Raw genomic sequence first — 21,145 nt, forward strand, 5'->3', positions numbered from 1 at the left:
ATACGCTATGACACAGACTCAACGCCTGGATGTCAGAGAGTTAATAAATCGTAACCCGCTGAGCCGATTTCAGAAGCTGATTATATTTCTCGGCTTTTGCGTCATCGCTCTCGATGGTTTTGATATCGCGATCATGGGCTTTATCGCCCCGACGCTAAAGCTGGAATGGGGGGTAAGCAACCACCAGCTGGGTCTGGTGATCAGCGCCGCGCTGATCGGCCTCGCGCTGGGGGCGATTTTCTCCGGCCCGCTCGCCGACTGGCTGGGACGTAAGAAAATCATCATCAACAGCGTTTTCTTCTTCGGTTTCTGGACCATCGCCACCGCCTTCTCGCACAACGTAGAACAGATGATGTTCTTTCGCTTTATGACTGGCCTCGGGCTGGGCGCCGCGATGCCGAATATCGGGACGCTGGTGTCGGAATACGCCCCGGAACGCCAGCGTTCATTTATTATCACCGTCATCTTTTGCGGGTTCACCTTCGGTGCGGCGGCGGGAGGATTTTCGGCATCGTGGCTGATCCACCAGTTTGGCTGGCACTCGCTGATGGCGCTCGGCGGTATTCTGCCGCTGCTGTTTGCCCCCCTGCTCATCTGGCTGCTGCCGGAATCGGTTCGTTTTCTGGTGATCAAACAAGCGCCCGCGGCGCGCATACGCGCCATTCTTAACCGTCTCTATCCCGGACAAATCAGCGACAATGTGAGGTTTATCCTACCGGCGCAGCCAGCGGCCGGCAACGCGATGCGCATTGTCCTCTCCCGCCAGTACGGTTTCGGCTCGCTGATGCTATGGCTGGTCTACTTTATGGGGCTGTTCCTGGTCTATATCCTCGGCAGCTGGCTGCCAACGCTGGTTAAAGCGGTAGGAATGACCGTTAGCCAGGCGGCCATCATGACGGCGATCTACCAGGCGGGCGGCACCCTCGGCTCGTTGTTTGCCGGCTGGCTGATGGACAGGATCAACCCCCATCGCGCGCTGGGGATAATCTACGCCGTTGGCGGCCTGTTCACCATGGCGATGGGCTACGCCGCGGGCAGCTTTGCCTTGCTCTGTATGCTGGCGTTTATCAGCGGCGCCTGCCTGAACGGCGCGAATACCGGCATGAACGCCCTCTCCGCCCGCTACTACCCTACACAGGCGCGGGCAACGGGATCCAGCTGGATGCACGGCGTCGGGCGCATCGGCGCCATTCTCAGCGCCTTTGCCGGCGCCGAGATGATGGCGCTCAACCTGCCCTTTGAAAGCGTCTTTTTGATCCTCGGTATCCCGGCAGCCCTCACCGTCGCAGGCCTGGCGGCGAAGGGCATCTTTGCGGCCGGTCATCCTCCCGTCGCTTCAACTTCCCCCGCGTCTGTGCGCGGAGCGTCATAGCGGCATCTGGTTCCCGGTGCAATCGGCGGATTGCACCGCCTTCAGCAGCTAATAAAGAGAATTTATTTCATATTTTTTTGAAACGAAAAAACGCCCGCAACAATCTGGACGACTCCGGCAGGCGATATCCCGCCCTCACCTTTTCAACCAAGCGCAAAAGAAACTATCGCTAATTCGATCCCCCTCGCATATATGGAAAATAAATTCCACAACACAATTGAAACAGAACAAACATTTCCTTAAGTTGAAGTCAGTCTATCCGAATGCGCGTTGCCGCAGGCGTCGGCATTGAGCGCCTCAGAGTGCAAATGATTTCAAAAAGGAGAGCACCATGTTAAACGGCCTGAAACCCTTATCCCGTTCCCTGCGCTGGGGCATGGTCGGCGGCGGGGGAACCAGTCAGATCGGCTACAGCCACCGCTGTGCGGCGCTGCGTGACAATGTTTATACCCTGCTGGCCGGCGCGCTTGACGTCGATGCCGAGCGCGGGCGCGCGTTCGGTGAGCAACTGGGCATCGCGCCGGAGCGCTGCTACGCCGACTACCAGACCCTGTTTCGCGAAGAGGCGCAGCGCCCTGACGGGATCGAGGTCGTCTCGGTCACCACCCCGAACAATACCCATTTCGCCATCACCAAAGCGGCGCTGGAGGCGGGACTCCACGTTATCTGCGAAAAGCCCCTCTGCTTTACCGCCGAAGAGGCGCGCGAGCTGGTGGATCTGAGCAAAAAACAGAACAAAATCGTCGGCGTCACCTACGGCTATGCCGGCTATCAGATGATCCAGCAGGCGCGGCAGATGATTGCCGATGGACTGCTCGGCGAGATCCGCATCGTTAACATGCAATTCGCCCACGGCTTCCATAACCAGGCCGTCGAGCTGCAGGCAGAATCCACCCGCTGGCGAGTAACGCCGAAGTTTGCCGGGCCCAGCTATGTGCTTGGGGATCTGGCCACCCATCCGCTGTTTGTCGCCGAAACCATGGCGCCGCAGCTCAATATCAAACGGCTGATGTGCTCCCGTCAGAGCTTTGTTCCCTCCCGCGCGCCGCTGGAAGATAACGCCTTTGTCCTGATGGAATATGACAACGGCGCGGTTGGATCCATGTGGACCAGCGCGGTCAACAGCGGCGCCATGCACTCGCAAAAAGTGCGCATCGTCGGCGAAAAAGCAAGCATCGAATGGTGGGATGAGCATCCTAACCAGCTCAGCTATGAGGTGCAGGGCGAGCCGGCGCGCATTCTGGAACGTGGAATGCCCTACCTGTCGCCGAACGCGCTGGCGGATGACCGCATTGGCGGCGGCCATCCGGAAGGGCTGTTCGAAGCCTGGGCCAACCTCTATCGCCGCTATGCGCAGGCGATTGACGCCACGGACCGCGACGATCGCGCCTTCCTGCAAGACTTCTGGTATCCGGACGTCGAAGCCGGGCTGCACGGCGTCTATTGGGTAGAGCAGTGCGTCAAATCGGCTGACGCTGGCAGCCAGTGGGTTGACTTTACTTTACCTTAATTTTCCCCCTCGCCAGTGGAGTCCCCCTCCACTGGTTTATTGATTTTTACCAACTTGTCGCATCGCGCAACAGCCCCGTAATATCTGTTAAACAAACATTTATTTACGCTTCTTACCCCCCGCCGCTACACTAGGCGCAGTTTTTATATTGAGGTGGTAATGAACGATAACAAAATGACGCCAGGGGAACTGCGCGCGACCTGGGGTTTGGGGACAGTATTCTCCCTGCGCATGCTTGGCATGTTTATGGTCCTGCCGGTTCTGACCACGTATGGCATGGCGTTGCAGGGTGCCAGTGAAGCGCTGATTGGCCTGGCGATCGGTATCTACGGCCTGGCGCAGGCGGTGTTCCAGATCCCCTTCGGACTGTTATCTGACCGTATTGGCCGTAAGCCATTGATCGTCGGCGGCCTGCTTATCTTCGTGCTCGGCAGCGTCATCGCCGCGCTCACCGACTCCATCTGGGGCATCATTCTTGGCCGCGCCCTGCAGGGCTCCGGCGCCATCGCCGCCGCGGTTATGGCCCTGCTGTCCGATCTCACCCGCGAACAGAACCGCACCAAAGCGATGGCCTTTATCGGCGTCAGCTTCGGCGTCACCTTCGCCATCGCCATGGTGCTGGGGCCGATTGTCACCCACCAGCTGGGTCTGCACGCGCTGTTCTGGATGATCGCCATCCTGGCGACCGTCGGCATCCTGCTCACCCTGTGGGTGGTGCCCAACAGCCATAACCATGTCCTTAACCGCGAATCCGGGATGGTGAAGGGCTGCTTTAGCAAAGTGCTGGCGGAGCCGCGCCTGCTGAAGCTTAACTTTGGCATCATGTGCCTGCACATTATGCTGATGTCCACTTTTGTCGCCCTGCCCGGACAACTGGAGGCCGCCGGCTTCCCGGCCGCCGAGCACTGGAAGATTTACCTGGTCACCATGGTTATCTCGTTCATCTCGGTGGTGCCGTTTATCATCTACGCCGAAGTGAAGCGCAAGATGAAGCGCGTCTTCCTGCTCTGCGTCGCCATCCTGCTGATTGCGGAAATTGTCCTCTGGGGCGCCGGAGGCTACTTCTGGGAGCTGGTGGCGGGCGTTCAGCTCTTCTTCCTGGCGTTTAACCTGCTGGAAGCGCTGCTGCCGTCGCTAATTAGCAAGGAGTCTCCGGCGGGCTACAAAGGCACCGCGATGGGCGTCTACTCCACCAGCCAGTTTCTCGGCGTGGCGATTGGCGGCGCGCTTGGCGGCTGGGTCGATGGTTTCTTTGATTCGCAAACCGTGTTTCTGCTGGGCGCCCTGCTGGCGATGCTGTGGCTGCTGGTGGCCAGCACCATGAGCGAGCCGCCGTACGTCAGCAGCCTGCGGGTGGAGGTGCCGGACGGCGTGGTGGTCGACAGCGCGCTGCAGGCGCGTCTGCTGAGCGCCAGCGGGGTTCATCAGGCGCTGGTGGTACCCGAGGAGCGTTCGGTGTATATCAAAATCGACAGCAAGGTCACCAACCGCTTCGAGATAGAGCAGCTCATCAAAGGGGTATAAAAAAAGCGGGGAATTCCCCGCTTTTTGCTGTCTGCCCGCCGCCTTAGTCGCGGAAGTTTTTGAACTGGAACGGCTGTCCCAGATCGCCACCGCGCACCAGCGCCATCACCGACTGCAGATCGTCGCGGGACTTACCGGTCACGCGGATCTCTTCGCCCTGAATCTGGGCCTGCACTTTCAGCTTGCTGTCTTTGATCAGTTTAACGATCTTCTTCTGCACCGCGCTTTCAATGCCTTGCTTCAGCTTCGCTTCAACAAACCAGGTTTTACCGCTGTGCACGATATCTTCCGGTACGTCGAGGGAGGTGCCTTCAATGCCGCGCTTGAGCAGCTTGGCGCGCAGGATATCCAGCAGCTGGTTCACCTGGAAGTCAGACTCGCTCAGCACTTTAATGGTCTTGTTGGCGTCGTTTAATTCAAAAGTGGCTTCAACGCCACGAAAATCAAAACGCGACTCGACTTCGCGGCTCGCGTTGTCCACCGCGTTACGGGCTTCCTGAAGATCAACTTCAGAGACAATATCGAAAGATGGCATCTTTTCCTCTCCTTCCGTTTCTTTTGCGTTGCATAATACCTGCAACGCGGCATAACTCAACTTGTTATCCCGGAAGCTTAGCTGATTACGCAACGCTCGCGCTATTTTCCCCGTGATGTCCGACGATGCGAAAAGCGACGAGATAGACTTTAGCCATCAGCGCCTGGGATAGCGGCAGATGAGGAGGAACAATGAAAGTAACCGTACTGGGATGCGGTGCGCTGGGACAACTATGGCTGACCGCGTTGTACAAACAGGGACATGAAGTCCAGGGCTGGCTGCGCGTACCGCAGCCATTCTGTAGCGTCAACGTCATTGAAACCGATGGCTCAGTGTTCAACGAATCGCTGACGGCCAACGACCCCGATTTTCTCGCCAGCAGCGAGCTGCTGATCGTCACCTTAAAGGCCTGGCAGGTGTCGAATGCGGTAAAGCACCTGGCCGGGATCCTGTCGGACACCACGCCAATTGTGCTGATTCATAACGGCATGGGCACCGTCGAGGAGCTGCGCGGCGTGAAACAGCCATTGCTGCTGGCCTCCACGACCCAGGCGGCGCGGCGCGATGGGAATGTCATTATCCACGTTGCCCAGGGCACCACGCATATCGGACCGGCAAAAAGCTACGAGGGGGACTACAGCTATCTCGCAGAAGTTCTGCAGAGCGTGCTGCCGGATGTCGCCTGGCATAACAATATCCACTCGGCCATCTGGCGCAAGCTGGCGGTTAACTGCGTGATTAACCCTCTGACCGCGCTCAAAGGGTGTAAAAACGGCGATCTGCGCGACTATACGCAGGAAGTTGCGGCCATTTGTCGCGAGGTGGCGGCGGTGATGGAGCGCGAAGGTATTCATACCTCGGCGGAAAACCTGCTATTTTATGTCGAACAGGTAATTGAAAGTACGGCAGAAAATATCTCTTCCATGCTGCAGGACGTTCGCGCCCAGCGGCATACAGAGATCGACTACATCACCGGTTTTCTGCTCAACCGCGCCCGCGCCCACGGCGTCGCCGTACCGGAAAACGCCCGCTTATTTGAATTGATCAAGCGTAAGGAGAATGAATATGAGCGCGTCGGCACTGATTTGCCTCGCCCCTGGTAGCGAAGAGACCGAAGCGGTCACCACTATCGACCTGCTGGTCCGCGGCGGAGTAAAGGTGACCACCGCCAGCGTCGCCAGCGACGGCAGCCTGACCATCGTCTGTTCGCGCGGCGTCAAACTGCTGGCGGATGCGCCGCTGGTCGAGGTGGCCGATGGTGATTTCGATATCATCGTCCTCCCGGGCGGTATCAAGGGCGCAGAGTGCTTCCGCGACAGCACGCTACTGGTGGAAACCGTCCGCCAGTTTCATCTCTCTGGGCGCATTGTGGCCGCCATCTGCGCCGCCCCGGCGACCGTGCTGGTACCCCATAATCTGTTCCCGATCGGCAACATGACCGGTTTTCCGGCGCTGAAGGAACATATCCCCGCCGAGCAGTGGCAGGATAAAAGAGTGGTCTGGGATCCGCGGGTGAATCTGTTAACCAGCCAGGGTCCGGGGACTTCGATTGATTTCGCCCTGAAAATGATCGATCTGCTGGTGGGGCGCGAGAAAGCGTATGAGGTCGCCTCACAGCTGGTGATGGCCGCTGGCATCTATAATTACTACGAAGCCTGATAGCCGGTCCGCGCCGCGGGCTGGCTCCCCTTTTCCTGAGGAGTCGCAGCATGTCCCGGAGCGCAACCGATTCTCGCGATCTTGTAATCAGCCGCCTGCTCAGCGCGCCCGCCCCAGCCCTGTGGCGCGCGTGGGCCGACCCGGCATTACTCCGAACCTGGTGGTGCCCGAAGCCCTGGCAAACCGAGGTTCTGGCCTTTGATTTTCGCGCCGGCGGGGCCTTTCACACCGTGATGCACGGGCCTGACGGTGAACGCAGCGATAACCCCGGCTGTTTTCTTGAGGTTATCCCGCAACAAAAAATCGTCATGACCTCGATGCTGACGGCGGATTATCGCCCCGCCGTTTCCCCCTTCGCGATGACGGCCATCATCACCTTTGCCGATGAACAGGTCGGGTGTCGCTATACGGCTACGGTGCTGCATGCCGATGATGAAACCCGCGAGCAGCATGAGCAGATGGGATTTTTCGAGGGCTGGAATATTGTCATCGATCAGCTCAATGACCTGGCGCTGACCCTGCGCTAATACACTCCCCTGCCAATAGTAAAAAGGCCTTCCATTAGGGAAGGCCTTTTGCATCATAACAACCTGTTACGGGCGATAAACTTTCACGTTGTTGAAGCCCTGCTCGCGCAAATAAAGCGCCTGCAGACGGCTCATCACCCCGCGCTCGCACCACAGCAGCCAGGTTTTGCTCTGATCGAGATCGCCAAATTTGGTGCTTAGCTTGTAGAACGGCAGGGAAACAACTTCAACCCCCTCGACCTTCAGCGGCTTGTCTTCCTGCTCGTCGATGGAGCGAATGTCGAGGATCGCGTCATTGGCGCCAAAGCCGGTCACGGTTTCCACTTCCACCACCGTCTCTTCCGTCTGCTGGGCGATCTCGCGGATATCGATATTGCTCGCCTCTTCTACCACTTTATCAAGGATGCTGAAATCGAAGTGTTCTTCTTCCGCTTCAATCTTCGCCTTCACCGCCTTCACGGTCGGGCTCTTGGAGATCACGCCGCAATATTCCGGCATGGTGCGGGCGAAATCTTCCGTGCCGATCTCACGCGCCAGGTCGATGATGTGCTCTTTATCGTGCGAAATCAGCGGGCGCAGGATCAGAGTATCGGAGACATTATCGATCAGGCGCAGGTTAGTGAGGGTCTGACTGGAGACCTGGCCGAGCGCTTCGCCGGTGACCAGCGCCTGCACGCCATAGCGTTCCGCGACTTTTGACGCGGCGCGGACCATCATGCGCTTGAGCACGACGCCCATCTGGCCGTCGTCCACTTTTTCAAGGATTTCGCCGACTACTGGCTCAAAGTTAATCGCCACAAAGCGAACGCGGTGTGAGCTGCCGAAGCGGTTCCACAGATAATGCGCAACCTGGCGGACGCCAATCTCATGGGCGGCGCCGCCAAGGTTAAAGAAGCAGTAATGAACGCGGCAGCCGCGGCGCATCAGCATGTAGCTGGAGACGCCGGAGTCAAAGCCGCCGGAGATCAGCGACAGCACATCTTCCTGGGTGCCGATCGGGAAACCGCCGATGCCTTCATAGCGGCCTTTCACCAGCAGCAGGCGATCGTTTTCAATCTCGAGATTGACGGTGACGTCCGGGTCGGTCAGCTTCACGCGCGCCGTTTCAATATGCTGATTCAGGCCGCCGCCGACGTAGCGTTCCACTTCAATTGAGGTGAATTCATGTTTGCCGCGACGCTTCACTCGCACGCAGAAGGTTTTGCCTTCCAGCGCCTCGCGCCACAGCGGCAGCGTCTGCTCGAAAATATCGTGCAGCGAGGTGAACGGCACGTCTTCGACTTCCAGAATATGGTGGATGCCGGGGATACGGGTCAGCGCATCGCGAATAGCCGGGCGCTGATTTTCATCTTTCGCGCGAACTTCGATATGATCCCAATGACGGACGACGGCCAGCGTCTCATCATAGTTTTTGAGAACGTTACGAATGTTCCCGGTTAAGATTTTAATGAAGCGCAACCGCACAGATTGGCTTTTGATGGTGATTTCCGGGAACAATTTAATGATAAACTTCATAGCGACAATAGTTCGTTGGCAAGCCCGACGGGGCTATAAGCAAAAGTTGTAAAGCAGCGCACACCGGTGCCTGCATCCTGGGCGCGGAGTATATCACCATTGCGCGTTATTTGCTTACACGCGTGACTTCGTTACCATACCCGGTATTGCCGTCGCGACATAACAAGAGTCTACATTCACTATGCCAAAGAAAAATGAGGCCCCGGCCAGCTTTGAAACTGCTCTGGGCGAACTGGAGCAGATCGTTAACCGTCTGGAAAGCGGCGATTTGCCGTTAGAGGAAGCGCTAAGCGAATTTGAGCGCGGCGTACAGCTGGCGCGCCAGGGGCAAAGTCAGCTGCAGAAGGCCGAACAGCGCGTGCAGATCCTGCTGGCGGATAGTGAAGATTCCCCGACCACGCCTTTTACGCCGGACGCTGAATAAATGGATTTCCCGCAACAATTGCAGGCCTGTGTGGAACAGGCAAACGAAGCGCTGCGCCGTTTCATCGCCCCGCAGCCCTTTCAGAACACTCCGCTGGTGGAAGCGATGCATTATGGCGCATTGTTAGGCGGTAAACGCCTGCGTCCCTTCCTTGTCTACGCCACCGGCGAGATGTTCGGCGTGTGCCGTACCACGCTGGATGCTCCTGCCGCGGCGGTCGAATGCATTCATGCCTACTCCCTGATGCATGATGATTTGCCGGCGATGGATGATGACGATCTGCGCCGCGGCCTGCCGACCTGCCATATTAAATTTGGCGAAGCCAACGCAATTCTTGCGGGAGATGCCCTGCAAACGCTGGCGTTCTCTATACTGAGTGATGCGCCGATGGTCGACGTTCCTGACCGGGACCGGCTGGCGATGGTTTCCGAACTGGCGCAGGCCAGCGGCGTGGCGGGCATGTGCGGCGGCCAGGCGCTGGATCTGCAGGCCGAGGGACAGCAGGTTGATTTACAGGCGCTGGAGCGTATCCATCGCCATAAAACGGGCGCCCTGATCCGCGCCGCCGTCCGGATGGGAGCCCTGAGCGCCGGCGAACGCGGCCGCGCTGCCCTGCCCGCGCTGGATCGCTATGCGGAAAATATCGGTCTTGCCTTCCAGGTCCAGGATGACATTCTCGACGTGGTAGGGGATACTGCGACCCTTGGCAAACGTCAGGGTGCCGACCAGCAATTGGGTAAAAGCACCTATCCCGCCCTCCTGGGTCTTGAGCAAGCCCGGAAGAAAGCGCACGACCTGATCGCTGATGCCCGCCGGTCGTTAGATGAGCTGGCCGCACAATCTCTGGATACTTCGGCACTGGAAGCGCTCGCGAATTACATTATTCAGCGCGATAAATAAACAAAAAATGAGTCTCTGATGAGTTTTGATATTGCCAAATACCCGACCCTGGCGCTGGTAGATTCCACCCAGGAGTTGCGCCTGTTGCCAAAAGAGAGCCTGCCGAAGCTATGTGATGAGCTGCGGCGCTATCTACTGGACAGCGTCAGCCGTTCCAGCGGTCACTTTGCCTCTGGCCTCGGCACGGTGGAACTGACCGTGGCGCTGCACTACGTGTATAACACGCCGTTCGATCGCCTGATCTGGGACGTCGGCCATCAGGCCTACCCGCATAAAATTCTGACCGGTCGCCGGGACAAAATCGGCACCATTCGTCAGAAAGGCGGCCTGCATCCCTTCCCGTGGCGCGGTGAAAGCGAGTATGACGTGCTGAGCGTCGGTCACTCCTCCACTTCCATTTCCGCGGGTATCGGGGTGGCTATCGCCGCCGCGAAAGAGGATAAGCAGCGGCGCGCGGTGTGCGTCATTGGCGACGGGGCGATCACCGCCGGCATGGCGTTTGAGGCGATGAACCACGCCGGGGATATCAAACCCGACCTGCTGGTGGTGCTGAATGACAATGAAATGTCGATTTCCGAGAACGTCGGCGCGCTGAACAATCATCTGGCGCAGCTGCTCTCCGGTAAGCTCTACTCCACCCTGCGCGAAGGGGGCAAAAAGGTCTTCTCCGGGGTGCCGCCGATTAAAGAGCTGCTTAAGCGTACCGAAGAGCATATCAAAGGGATGGTGGTGCCGGGCACGCTGTTTGAAGAGCTGGGCTTTAACTACATTGGCCCGGTGGATGGCCATGACGTGCTCGGTCTGGTCAGCACGCTGAAGAACATGCGCGACCTGAAAGGCCCGCAGTTCCTGCATATTATGACCAAAAAAGGCCGCGGCTATGAGCCCGCCGAGAAAGACCCGATCACCTTCCATGCGGTGCCAAAATTCGACCATACCAGCGGCGTACTGCCCAAAAGCAGCGGCGGCCTCCCTTCCTACTCGAAAATCTTCGGCGACTGGCTGTGTGAAACGGCGGCCAAAGACAACAAGCTGATGGCGATCACGCCGGCGATGCGCGAAGGTTCAGGGATGGTGGAGTTTTCGAAGAAATTCCCCGATCGGTACTTTGACGTCGCCATTGCCGAGCAGCATGCGGTCACCTTCGCCGCCGGGCTGGCGATTGGCGACTACAAGCCGGTGGTGGCGATCTACTCCACCTTCCTGCAGCGAGCCTACGATCAGGTGATCCACGATGTGGCTATCCAGAAGCTGCCGGTGCTATTTGCTATCGACCGCGCCGGGATCGTCGGCGCAGACGGCCAGACGCATCAGGGAGCGTTCGATCTCTCCTTCCTGCGCTGTATTCCGGATATGGTGGTAATGACCCCGAGCGATGAAAATGAATGTCGCCAGATGCTGTACACCGGCTACCACTACAGCGACGGCCCCTGCGCGGTGCGCTATCCGCGCGGTAGCGGCACCGGCGCGACGCTCGAGCCGCTGGCATCGCTGCCGATCGGCAAAGGGGTGGTGAAACGTCAGGGCGAGAAAATAGCGATTCTCAACTTTGGCACCCTGCTGCCGGAAGCCGCGGCGGTAGCGGACAAACTCAACGCCAGCCTGGTGGATATGCGCTTTGTGAAGCCGCTGGATACCGCGCTGATCCTCCAGCTGGCCGGCGAGCACGACGCGCTGGTGACGCTGGAAGAGAACGCCATCATGGGCGGCGCCGGCAGCGGCGTGAACGAAGTGCTGATGGCCCACCGCCGGGCGGTACCGGTGCTCAATATTGGCCTGCCGGATTATTTTATTCCTCAGGGCACTCAGGAAGAGATCCGCGCCGACCTCGGCCTTGATGCCGCCGGTATTGAAGCCAAAATCCGCGACTGGCTGGCATAATTGCCCCTTCCGCTCCTGCTATGCTTAAGGGATACCCTTGATGAATAGCAGGAGCGCACTATGCACTATATCCCCCTCGGTGATACTGCCTTACGTGTTTCCCGACTCTGCCTCGGCTGCATGACCTTCGGCGAGCCGGACCGCGGCAGACACGCCTGGACGCTTCCGGAAGAGAGCAGCCGCCCGCTTATCCAGCACGCCATTGAAGGCGGCATCAACTTCTTCGATACCGCAAATAGCTACTCCGACGGCAGCAGCGAAGAGATCGTTGGCCGCGCCCTGCGCGACTTTGCCCGCCGTGACGAGGTGGTTGTCGCCACCAAGGTGTATCACCAGGTCGGCGATCTGGCGGAAGGACTTTCCCGGGCGCAGATCCTGCGCTCCATCGACGACAGCCTGCGCCGTCTCGGGATGGACTATGTCGACCTGCTACAGATCCACCGCTGGGACTATACCACCCCGATTGAAGAGACGCTCGAAGCGCTGGACGAGGTGGTGAAAGCCGGCAAAGCGCGCTATATCGGCGCCTCGTCCATGCATGCCCGACAGTTTGCCCAGGCGCTGGCGCTCCAGCAGCAGAACGGCTGGGCGCGCTTCGTTACCATGCAGGATCACTACAACCTGATTTACCGGGAAGAAGAGAATGAGATGCTGCCCCTGTGCCAACGTAACGGCGTAGCGGTGATCCCATGGAGTCCGCTGGCGCGCGGCAGGCTAACCCGCCCCTGGGGTGAGACCACCGCCCGGCTGGTCTCAGATGAGTTCGGCAAATCGCTGTACAGCGCCAGTGAAGAAAACGATGCGCAGATCGCCGGGAATCTCGCGGACGTGGCGGAAGAACTCGACGCCAGCCGCGCCCAGGTCGCCCTCGCCTGGCTGTTAAGCAAACCCGGCGTCGCCGCGCCGATTATCGGCCCGTCGCGTCAGGAACAGCTCGATGATCTGCTGCAGGCGGTGGATTTGACGCTCTCCCCGGAACAGATCGACAAGCTGGAGGCGCCGTATCAGCCGCATCCGGTGGTGGGATTTAAGTGAAGGGCGTGGTTTCCCCGGCAGCGTAGCGTTGCCGGGGAGAGGCGGTTAAAGCAGACCGATGGGCCAGTGATGGCCAATGACGTACAGCACGCCAGCGGAGATCACGCCGGCGACGATATCGTCGACCATAATCCCCATTCCGCCGTGGATATTGCGATCAAACCAGCGAATCGGCCACGGCTTCCACATATCGAAGATACGGAAAATCACGAAGCCGGCGGCCACCCACTGCCAGTCCAGGGTCGGCAGCGCCATCAGGGTGATCCACATCCCGACGAACTCGTCCCAGACGATGCTGCCGTGGTCATGGGTGCCCATATCTTTGGCCGTGCGATGGCACAGATAGACGCCGATACAGATGCTCATCATCACCACCAGCGAGTAAAGCTGCCAGGGGAGAAAGGTCATCAGATACCAGAACGGGATCGCCGCCAGCGAGCCCATCGTCCCCGGCACCACCGGGCTTAAGCCGCTGCCAAAACCGGTCGCCAGCAGATGCCACGGATTACGCATGCTCAGGCGGCTAAGCGCCTCGTCTCGACTACGCAAAGTGATCGTATCCCTTTAAATCAAGCGCGACCGGCTTACCGTCGCGGATAAACTGCAGCCCTTCGCTCTCCGGCGCAATCTGTCCGATACAGGTAAAACGCGCGCCAAGATGGCCAAGAGCCACGTCCAGCGCCCCGCGGTTCAGCTCCGGTACGGTAAAGCACAGCTCGTAATCTTCCCCGCCGGCGAGCGCCCAGCGCAGCGCCTGCTCAGAATCAACCTGGCGCAGCATCGCATCGGAGTACGGCATGGCATCGAGATCGATACGTGCGCCGCAGCCGCTGGCTTTAAGAATATGGCCCAGATCGGAGATCAGTCCGTCGGAAAGATCGATAGCCGATGTCGCCAGGTCACGCAGCGCCTGGCCCTGCAGCACGCGCGGCATCGGCCGCAGATGACGGGCCAGCAGGTAGTCGGCGTCAGACGGTTCATCCACCGTTAGACGATTCTGCAGTACCGCCAGACCGGCGGCGCTGTCTCCCGGAGTGCCGGTAACATAGATCCAGTCCCCCGGCTTCGCGCCAGCGCGTTTCATGGCGCGTCCCGGCGGCACAAAGCCGTGGATACCCAGCGTCATGGAGAGCGGGCCACGGGTAGTGTCGCCGCCAATCAGTTGCATATCGTAATAGTCCAGCTGGACAAACAGGCTGTCGCTGAAGGCTTCCAGCCAGGTTTCATCCACCTCCGGCAAGGTCAGCGCCAGCGTGAGCCACGCCGGCTCCGCGCCCATCGCCGCGAGGTCGCTCAGGTTCACCGCCAGCGCTTTATAAGCGAGGTCGGCAGGGTCGATATCGGGTAAGAAGTGATTGCCCGCCACCAGGGTGTCGGTGCTGATTGCCAGCGTTTTTTTCTCGGGAATATGCAGGAGCGCGCAGTCATCGCCGATGCCGGTTTCAACATCAAGGCGGGCGCTTTTAACGCGATCAAAATAACGGGCAATCAGGGAGAATTCGCCGCATGCCATACGTTATGCCTCAGCAAAATAATAAATAAGGCCGGGCTGCGAGGCGACCCTCGCAAAACCCGGCCTGCAGTTTACTTCTTGTGGGGACGAATTACCGGAGCCGCTTTGTCCAGCACGCCGTTAACGAACTTGTGGCTATCTTCAGCGCCGAAGGTTTTCGCCAGTTCGATAGCTTCATTGATGGCCACTTTATACGGTACGTCATCACGTTTGGACAGCTCAAACAGCGCGATACGCAGCACCGCTTTTTCAACCTGGCCCAGCTCTTCCAGCTGGCGGGACAGGTAGGGCTTCATCAGGCCGTCGAGGTACGCGCTGTTAGTCGCCACTCCGGACAGCAGTTCGCGGAAATACAGAACATCAACATCTTTTACGTCCTGTTCCGCCAGGAACTGGTATTCGACATCAGCGATGTCGTTGTGGGACAACTGCCAGGAGTAGAGCGCCTGAACGGCACACTCACGGGCGCGGCGACGAGCAGCAGGTTTCACGGAATTCCCCTTACAAAAATCAGGCCTTGATGGCTTTCAATACGTTAATCATTTCCAGCGCGGTCAGCGCAGCTTCTGCACCTTTGTTACCGGCTTTGGTGCCAGCGCGCTCAATGGCTTGTTCAATACTTTCAGTGGTCAGAACACCAAAGGCTACCGGGATTTCGCTGTCCTGAGCGACATGCGCCAGGCCATTGCTGGCACCGCCTGCCACATATTCAAAGTGGGCGGTACCGCCGCGAATCACCGTCCCCAGCGCGATCACCGCGTCATATTTACCGGTTTTCGCCAGTGCGCCAGCCGCCAGCGGCAGCTCATACGCGCCTGGAACCCAAACGACGGTGATGTTTTCATCTTTTACCTGACCAATGCGTTTCAGGGCGTCAATCGCGCCTTCCAGCAGGCTGTCATTGATAAAGTTGTTGAAACGCGCAATGGTGATGGCGACGCGAGCGTCCGGGGTAGCAACGTTAGCTTCAATAATGTTCATACTCTTCCTTCGGGTTCATGTGCCCCGCAAGGGGGGCGGATTTTATCATATTATTCTGAGCGCTGCTTCCTAATAATCAGGAAAGCCTCACGCAGTGGTTAAATGCAGGCAGACATCCGGGCCAACCTGACGTATCTCATTGAATTTAAAATGGGGGGCCTGGCTCAGCTCTTCAAGCCCCGGTAGCGCGCATAATCCACGCGCCGCATTGCCTAACAGTTTAGGCGCAATATAGACGATAAGCTCGTCGACCAGACCCGCCTGCAGCAGCGCCCCGGCAAGCGTAGCCCCTGCCTCAACCCAGACGCTGTTGATCTGCTGTTTGCCAAGCAGCATCATCAGCAGCACCAGATCGAGATGGCCGTTATGCTCCGGAACCAGCAGCGTGCGGGCGCTTTCCGGCCACTGCCGTTCATCGGCGCGCAGGCGGGCAAACAGCGTTTCCCCCGCCTGCTGCACAATACGATGCTCAGGCGTGACGCGGTTCTGGCTGTCGATGACGACGCGCAGCGGCTGGCGCAAATTCTCTTCGGGATAAAGCGCCTGGGTATCGGCGCTCAGCTCCTGCCAGCGCACGGTCAGCGCCGGATCGTCCGCCAGCACGGTGGCGCTGCTGGTCAGGATGGCATGGCTCTGGGCGCGCAGACGCTGCACGTCGCGTCGCGCCTGCGGGGAGGTGATCCACTGGCTTTCGCCGCTGGCCATCGCCGTGCGGCCGTCCAGCGAGGCGCCCAGCTTCAGCTGCACCCAGGGAAAACCGGTGCGCATCCGCTTCAGAAAGCCCTTATTCAGCGCTTCCGCTTCGTTCATCATCAGCCCATGGCTGACCTCAATGCCGGCCTGCTGCAGGCGATACAAACCGCGCCCCGCCACCTGCGGGTTCGGATCCTGCATCGCGGCGACCACGCGGCTGACGCCGGCGGCAATCAGCGCATCGCAGCATGGCGGCGTACGGCCATGGTGGCTGCAGGGCTCAAGAGTGACGTAGGCGGTGGCGCCGCGCGCCTTTTCGCCAGCCATGCGCAGGGCGTGCACTTCAGCATGCGGCTCGCCGGCGCGATAGTGAAACCCCTCGCCGACGATCTCGCCGTCTTTCACAATGACGCAGCCGACGTTAGGGTTAGGATGGGTAGTAAAGCGACCGCGCGCGGCAAGCTTCAGCGCACGCGCCATGTACATTTCGTCCTGCATGGCTTAGTCCTGTAAGCGGGCGATCTCTTCGCCGAATTCTTTAATATCTTCGAAGCTGCGATAGACCGACGCGAAGCGAATATAGGCGACTTTATCCAGCTTTTTCAGCTGCTCCATCACCAGGTTGCCGATCATTTTGCTGGCCACTTCGCGCTCGCCGGTGCCGCGCAGATGAGTCTTGATATGGTTGACCGCCATTTCCACGTCGTCGGCGCTAACCGGACGTTTCTCCAGCGCTTTCAGCATCCCGCTGCGCAGCTTGTCTTCGTTGAAGGGTTCGCGCACATCGTTACTCTTCACCACCCGCGGCATCACCAGCTCCGCCACTTCGAAGGTGGTAAAACGTTCGTTACAGACCAGGCACTGCCGACGGCGACGCACGGAAGAGCCTTCCCCCACCAGACGAGAGTCGATCACTTTGGTATCCACGGCGAAACAGAAAGGGCAATGCATAGCGCGTCCTGACAGGTAGTTAAACTGAAGAGTAGTTTACCGCGAAGTGACCGGACTACAAAGAAAGAGCTTTTGAGACAAAGGATCTATGGGAGATGAGGCCGGTTTGGCTACCATTAAGCATCCTCTGTAAACGGAATCCTGACCATGACAAGACGTTACCTGAAGCTCGCCATCGCGGGCTGCCTGTTCACCCTGACCGCCTGCGCCCAGCAAAGCGAAATCCGCCAGATGCACCAGAGCGTGAGTACGCTGAGCCAGGAGATGACCCAGCTCAACCAGCAAACGATCAAAATCACCCAGCAAAACGCGCTGAACGCCAAATCCACCCGCGGCGTCTATCTGCTGCCGGAGGCCAAGACCCCGGCGCGGCTGGAGAGCCAGATCGGCACCCTGCGCATGTCGGTGGGCAGTATTACCCCGGATGGCGATGGGTCACGCCTGACCTTACGCATTCAGGGCGAATCCAACGATCCGCTGCCGGCCTTTACCGCCACCGTCGCTTCCGGACAGATTACCGGCACCACCCACAGCTATCAGGAAGTCAATGTTCAGGATCAGCTGATTAGCGCGCCGGCCAGCACCCTCGCCCCCAGCGATGTCGATATCCCGTTGCGCCTCAATGTAACGCCAGATAAAGTCGGTTTTATTCGCGTACACGATATCCAGCCCGCCGCCGCCCAGTAAGCCTTCAGCCGGGCCTGCCCCGCCCGGCTACGTCCTGCCCCGTCTTTCTTATCCACTTACAACTTTTCGCAAGAGTTCATTAGAAATCGTTCTGCAGCGCGATTTTCAGTAGCATTTTGTCAAGAAATGCATAGAATCGTGAACGCAATCGATTACGCATGTTCTGGTTATGTGAAACAACACGTATTTTTGTGAGCAATGATTCCTATAATAGACCCCCACAGAAAGACGAAATATTTAGAAACGCTTCGGCACTTCTTTTAACGCCTTCAGGCTCAATTTAAACAGTGGCATTACTATGAAAAAAACATTACTGGCAGCGGGTGCGGTTGTGGCGCTCTCCACTACTTTTGCCGCCGGCGCGGCAGAAAACGACAAACCGCAGTATCTGTCTGACTGGTGGCACCAGAGTGTTAACGTGGTGGGCAGCTACCACACCCGTTTTGGACCGCAGATCCGTAACGATACCTACCTGGAATACGAAGCGTTCGCCAAAAAAGACTGGTTTGATTTCTACGGCTATATTGATGCCCCGGTATTCTTCGGCGGCAACAGCACGGCAAAAGGTATCTGGAACAAAGGTTCCCCGCTGTTTATGGAGATCGAACCGCGTTTCTCTATCGATAAGCTGACCAATACCGACCTGAGCTTCGGGCCGTTCAAAGAATGGTATTTCGCCAACAACTATATCTACGATATGGGCCGCAACGACTCCCAGGAGCAGAGCACCTGGTATATGGGTCTGGGTACCGATATCGATACCGGCCTGCCAATGAGCCTGTCGCTGAACGTCTACGCCAAGTACCAGTGGCAGAACTACGGCGCCTCCAACGAAAACGAATGGGACGGCTATCGCTTCAAAGTGAAATACTTTGTGCCGCTGACCGACCTGTGGGGCGGTTCGCTGAGCTACATCGGCTTCACCAACTTCGACTGGGGTTCTGACCTCGGCGATGACAACTTCTACGATCTGAACGGGAAGCACGCGCGCACCAGCAACTCTATCGCCTCCAGCCACATCCTGGCGCTGAACTACGCGCACTGGCACTACTCTATCGTCGCCCGTTACTTCCATAACGGCGGCCAGTGGGCTGATGATGCGAAGCTGAACTTCGGCGATGGTCCGTTCAGCGTTCGCTCGACCGGCTGGGGTGGTTACTTCGTGGTCGGCTACAACTTCTGATTGCTGATACAGCAAGACAGCGCCCGGGCCGCAGCTCCTGCTGCCCGGGCTTTTTTATTTCTCCCGCACCTCGCACCGGACCTTGCGCAGAAAATCGCTTAACGAGCGGTCGGCGCACTCGCTGAATCGACGTTCGGTCCTTCTGACCTCCAGGCAACGATCGAGGCGAAAATTGCGGTAATCATTGCGCAGTTCGCACCAGGCTACCAACAGCCAGCGTTCGCCCCAGAAAAACAGCCCCAGGGGCAGCACTTCACGCCACGTCACCTGACCGGATTCATCCTGGTAGTGAAGCTGTAATACCTGCTGATTGGATACGGCCTGGTGGATAACGTCAAAATGGGTTTTAGCATAGCGATGCGCGCCAAGGTCAGGGGCAAACAGGCGAGTCTGCTCCGCCTGGCGCCGACGCGCCTCCGGCAGGATCGCCAGCATTTTTTCCTGGGCGGACTCCAGCGACTGCGACAGCGCCTCACCGCCCCAGGTTTTTAGCAGCCGAATCGCAGCGATCAGCGCCTCGGACTCTTTGGTGGTCAGCATCAGCGGCGGCAGATCGTAGCCCGCCAGCAGCCGGTAGCCGCTGCCCGCTTCGCCCTCCACCGGTACGCCGGAGAGGGAGAGATCGCGAATATCGCGATAGACGGTACGCTCCGACACGCCCAACCGCTCCGCCAGCAGCGCGGCGGTAGTGAGCCGCCTGCCGCGCAGGATCTGCACAATCTGAAATAAACGGTCGGCGCGTCGGGTCATGTCTCACTTCACAAAAGTTAAGGTTAAGCCGGCTGGTGCAGGCCGACGCGGTTGCCCTCGCTGTCGGTAAACAGGGCGATGGTGCCAATATCATTCGGCAGCGTCAGCGGGCCGAAGACACAGGCCCCACCCGCCGAGGCAACGCGCTCCAGCGTGGCGGCAAGATGATCAGTATGCAGATAAATAATAGCGCCCTGCGCCGAGGGCGCGATACCTTCAAATTTGGCCAGCGCGCCGCCGGGGGCCGGATCCTGATGCGGGAACACCGCCAGCTCGGCGCAGTCCATGGTTTCGCGACGCAGCGACACTTGCATCACCGGCTCATAAAACGCGACGGCGCGATCCATATCGGCGACCGGAATTTCAAACCAGTTAATCACGTTATTCATACTTCCTCCTGCTCGTTAGTGAGTTTAGAGGCAGTGTATGGGAGGGCTCCTGACAGCATACTGTCAGCAGGTTTTGTCGCGGGCAAAAAAATCCCGGCCGCAAGGGCCGGGATAGCTTTATCTCAACTGAACTCTATTACGGCAGAATGGACGGCTGATCCGCCCCTTCTTTTTCGACCTTCTGCTGGATCAGATGCTCGCGCTTCATGCCCAGCTTCAACGCCAGCGCGGAGGCGACGTAGATAGAGGAAGCCGTACCGATGGAAACACCGATCAGCATGGTCAGCGAGAAGCCTTCCAGAATCGGGCCGCCGAACAGGAACAGCATCAGGATCACCATCAAAGTGGTACCAGAGGTGATCAAGGTACGGTGCAGCGTCTGGGTCAACGACACGTTAAAGATCTCGTACGGCGTACCGCGGCGGATCTTACGGAAGTTTTCACGGATACGGTCCGATACCACGATACTGTCGTTCAGCGAGTAGCCGATAACCGACATCAACGAGGCCACGATGGTCAGGTCGATCTCGATATGGAACAGCGACAGCACGCCCATGGTGATCACCACGTCGTGCGCCAGGGCGATAACCACCCCGGCGGCCAGACGCCATTCGAAGCGGAAGCCGACGTAGATCAGGATACAGACCAGCGCCGCAATCAGCGCCAGGGCGCCGGTTTGCGCGAGGTCCGCGCCGACGCTCGGGCCGACAAACTCAATACGCTTCACTGCCGCATTCTGGCTGGTCGATTCGTTAATCACCGTCACGACCTTGCTGCCCAGCTCCTGGCTGCCGTTGGCGTCATGCACCGGCGGCATACGTACCATGATGTCGCGGCTGCTGCCAAAGTTCTGCACCTGCGGCTCTTCAAAGCCCGCTTTCTGCAGGGAATCGCGCATCTGGTCCAGATCGACCGGTTTCTCAAGGGTAATTTCAATCACCGTACCGCCGGTGAAATCGAGCCCCCAGTTAAACCCGCGAACGCCGATGATGGCGATCGACACAATCAGCAGAAAACCTGAAATGCCGAAGGCCCAGTAGTCCCAGCGCATAAAGTCCCAGACTTTACGGCCGTGGTTCAATTGTTCAACAGTATATTCCTGTGCCACAACGCACT

General features: G+C 58.6%; 23 protein-coding genes. 12 read left to right on the plus strand and 11 right to left on the minus strand.

Annotation, left to right across the window (positions count from 1 at the left end; all coding sequences use genetic code 11):
* Positions 1–7 precede the first annotated feature (7 nt).
* The 3 genes from OHJ17_RS19610 (at position 8) to OHJ17_RS19620 (ending at position 4,406) form a co-directional block, all read left to right on the plus strand.
* A complete protein-coding gene (locus OHJ17_RS19610; protein ID WP_114505177.1) occupies positions 8–1,372 on the plus strand; it encodes an MFS transporter in 1,365 nt (454 codons plus the stop codon).
* A 331-nt stretch (positions 1,373–1,703) separates the two neighbouring features.
* Entirely contained in the window at positions 1,704–2,882 is a 1,179-nt protein-coding gene (locus tag OHJ17_RS19615) for a Gfo/Idh/MocA family protein (RefSeq protein ID WP_004191717.1), read from the plus strand.
* A 159-nt stretch (positions 2,883–3,041) separates the two neighbouring features.
* Entirely contained in the window at positions 3,042–4,406 is a 1,365-nt protein-coding gene (locus OHJ17_RS19620) for an MFS transporter (RefSeq protein WP_004144660.1), read from the plus strand.
* Between the two features lie 43 nt (positions 4,407–4,449).
* On the opposite strand, the gene OHJ17_RS19625 is transcribed toward OHJ17_RS19620, so the two are convergent.
* Positions 4,450–4,941 carry a YajQ family cyclic di-GMP-binding protein gene (locus OHJ17_RS19625; RefSeq protein ID WP_002891465.1) on the minus strand — a complete coding sequence of 164 codons (492 nt, stop codon included), beginning with the start codon at positions 4,939–4,941 and terminating at the stop codon, positions 4,450–4,452.
* A 191-nt stretch (positions 4,942–5,132) separates the two neighbouring features.
* Here OHJ17_RS19625 and panE point away from each other — a divergent pair, with 191 nt between their 5' ends.
* The 3 genes from panE to OHJ17_RS19640 are packed head-to-tail and all read left to right on the plus strand — an operon-like array spanning position 5,133 to position 7,127.
* Complete coding sequence (panE, locus tag OHJ17_RS19630) at positions 5,133–6,044, plus strand: 2-dehydropantoate 2-reductase (RefSeq protein ID WP_004178742.1); 912 nt, start codon at positions 5,133–5,135, stop codon at positions 6,042–6,044.
* Complete coding sequence (yajL, locus tag OHJ17_RS19635; protein ID WP_002891460.1) at positions 6,007–6,600, plus strand: protein deglycase YajL; 594 nt, start codon at positions 6,007–6,009, stop codon at positions 6,598–6,600. The genes panE and yajL overlap by 38 nt, the downstream gene beginning before the upstream one ends.
* A gap of 50 nt (positions 6,601–6,650) precedes the next feature.
* On the plus strand, positions 6,651–7,127 hold the full coding sequence (locus OHJ17_RS19640; RefSeq protein ID WP_002891457.1) for an SRPBCC family protein: 477 nt from the start codon (positions 6,651–6,653) through the stop codon (positions 7,125–7,127).
* 66 nt (positions 7,128–7,193) lie between these two features.
* Here the strand turns inward: OHJ17_RS19640 and thiI are convergent, their stop codons facing one another.
* Positions 7,194–8,642, minus strand: coding sequence for a tRNA uracil 4-sulfurtransferase ThiI (thiI, locus tag OHJ17_RS19645; protein ID WP_004144657.1), 1,449 nt, complete (start codon positions 8,640–8,642; stop codon positions 7,194–7,196).
* A 181-nt stretch (positions 8,643–8,823) separates the two neighbouring features.
* Between thiI and xseB the strand changes: the two genes are divergently transcribed.
* Genes xseB through OHJ17_RS19665 form a run of 4 tightly spaced genes read left to right on the plus strand, consistent with a single transcriptional unit; the run spans position 8,824 to position 12,882 of the window.
* A complete protein-coding gene (xseB, locus tag OHJ17_RS19650; protein WP_002891398.1) occupies positions 8,824–9,066 on the plus strand; it encodes an exodeoxyribonuclease VII small subunit in 243 nt (80 codons plus the stop codon).
* Positions 9,067–9,966 carry a (2E,6E)-farnesyl diphosphate synthase gene (gene ispA / locus OHJ17_RS19655; protein WP_004144656.1) on the plus strand — a complete coding sequence of 300 codons (900 nt, stop codon included), beginning with the start codon at positions 9,067–9,069 and terminating at the stop codon, positions 9,964–9,966.
* An 18-nt stretch (positions 9,967–9,984) separates the two neighbouring features.
* A complete protein-coding gene (gene dxs / locus OHJ17_RS19660; RefSeq protein WP_023287303.1) occupies positions 9,985–11,847 on the plus strand; it encodes a 1-deoxy-D-xylulose-5-phosphate synthase in 1,863 nt (620 codons plus the stop codon).
* Between the two features lie 60 nt (positions 11,848–11,907).
* Positions 11,908–12,882, plus strand: a complete 975-nt coding sequence (locus OHJ17_RS19665; RefSeq protein ID WP_004147313.1) for an aldo/keto reductase — start codon at positions 11,908–11,910, stop codon at positions 12,880–12,882.
* Between the two features lie 45 nt (positions 12,883–12,927).
* Here OHJ17_RS19665 and pgpA read toward each other — a convergent pair whose 3' ends face one another.
* The 6 genes from pgpA to nrdR all read right to left on the minus strand — a co-directional run bounded on the left by pgpA (position 12,928) and on the right by nrdR (position 17,020).
* Positions 12,928–13,395 (minus strand): phosphatidylglycerophosphatase A, encoded by a 468-nt coding sequence (pgpA, locus tag OHJ17_RS19670; RefSeq protein ID WP_004204830.1) that lies wholly within the window; start codon positions 13,393–13,395, stop codon positions 12,928–12,930.
* A 28-nt stretch (positions 13,396–13,423) separates the two neighbouring features.
* Entirely contained in the window at positions 13,424–14,395 is a 972-nt protein-coding gene (gene thiL / locus OHJ17_RS19675) for a thiamine-phosphate kinase (RefSeq protein ID WP_004177267.1), read from the minus strand.
* A gap of 71 nt (positions 14,396–14,466) precedes the next feature.
* Positions 14,467–14,886 (minus strand): transcription antitermination factor NusB, encoded by a 420-nt coding sequence (gene nusB / locus OHJ17_RS19680; RefSeq protein WP_002891356.1) that lies wholly within the window; start codon positions 14,884–14,886, stop codon positions 14,467–14,469.
* Between the two features lie 19 nt (positions 14,887–14,905).
* Positions 14,906–15,376 carry a 6,7-dimethyl-8-ribityllumazine synthase gene (gene ribE, locus OHJ17_RS19685; RefSeq protein ID WP_001021161.1) on the minus strand — a complete coding sequence of 157 codons (471 nt, stop codon included), beginning with the start codon at positions 15,374–15,376 and terminating at the stop codon, positions 14,906–14,908.
* A gap of 87 nt (positions 15,377–15,463) precedes the next feature.
* Positions 15,464–16,567, minus strand: a complete 1,104-nt coding sequence (gene ribD, locus OHJ17_RS19690) for a bifunctional diaminohydroxyphosphoribosylaminopyrimidine deaminase/5-amino-6-(5-phosphoribosylamino)uracil reductase RibD (RefSeq protein ID WP_004144650.1) — start codon at positions 16,565–16,567, stop codon at positions 15,464–15,466.
* A gap of 3 nt (positions 16,568–16,570) precedes the next feature.
* Entirely contained in the window at positions 16,571–17,020 is a 450-nt protein-coding gene (gene nrdR, locus OHJ17_RS19695; RefSeq protein WP_002890417.1) for a transcriptional regulator NrdR, read from the minus strand.
* A 147-nt stretch (positions 17,021–17,167) separates the two neighbouring features.
* On the opposite strand from nrdR, the gene OHJ17_RS19700 reads away from it, so the two are divergent.
* Both OHJ17_RS19700 and OHJ17_RS19705 read left to right on the plus strand, forming a co-directional pair.
* Positions 17,168–17,707: a SadB/YajI family lipoprotein gene (locus OHJ17_RS19700; RefSeq protein ID WP_002890414.1), complete on the plus strand. Its 540-nt coding sequence runs from the start codon at positions 17,168–17,170 to the stop codon at positions 17,705–17,707.
* A gap of 298 nt (positions 17,708–18,005) precedes the next feature.
* Entirely contained in the window at positions 18,006–18,890 is an 885-nt protein-coding gene (locus tag OHJ17_RS19705; protein WP_002890412.1) for a nucleoside-specific channel-forming protein Tsx, read from the plus strand.
* 54 nt (positions 18,891–18,944) lie between these two features.
* Here the strand turns inward: OHJ17_RS19705 and OHJ17_RS19710 are convergent, their stop codons facing one another.
* From OHJ17_RS19710 to secF, 3 genes are all read right to left on the minus strand, one after another.
* Positions 18,945–19,640, minus strand: coding sequence for a helix-turn-helix transcriptional regulator (locus OHJ17_RS19710; protein WP_004144646.1), 696 nt, complete (start codon positions 19,638–19,640; stop codon positions 18,945–18,947).
* A gap of 23 nt (positions 19,641–19,663) precedes the next feature.
* The gene (locus tag OHJ17_RS19715; protein WP_002890404.1) at positions 19,664–20,029 is read right to left on the minus strand and encodes a VOC family protein; all 366 of its coding nucleotides are present in this window, start codon (positions 20,027–20,029) and stop codon (positions 19,664–19,666) included.
* A 136-nt stretch (positions 20,030–20,165) separates the two neighbouring features.
* Positions 20,166–21,137, minus strand: a complete 972-nt coding sequence (secF, locus tag OHJ17_RS19720) for a protein translocase subunit SecF (RefSeq protein ID WP_002890403.1) — start codon at positions 21,135–21,137, stop codon at positions 20,166–20,168.
* Positions 21,138–21,145 lie beyond the last annotated feature (8 nt).

Source organism: Klebsiella sp. KP20-425-1, from assembly GCF_025813515.1.
Classification (GTDB): domain Bacteria; phylum Pseudomonadota; class Gammaproteobacteria; order Enterobacterales; family Enterobacteriaceae; genus Klebsiella; species Klebsiella pneumoniae.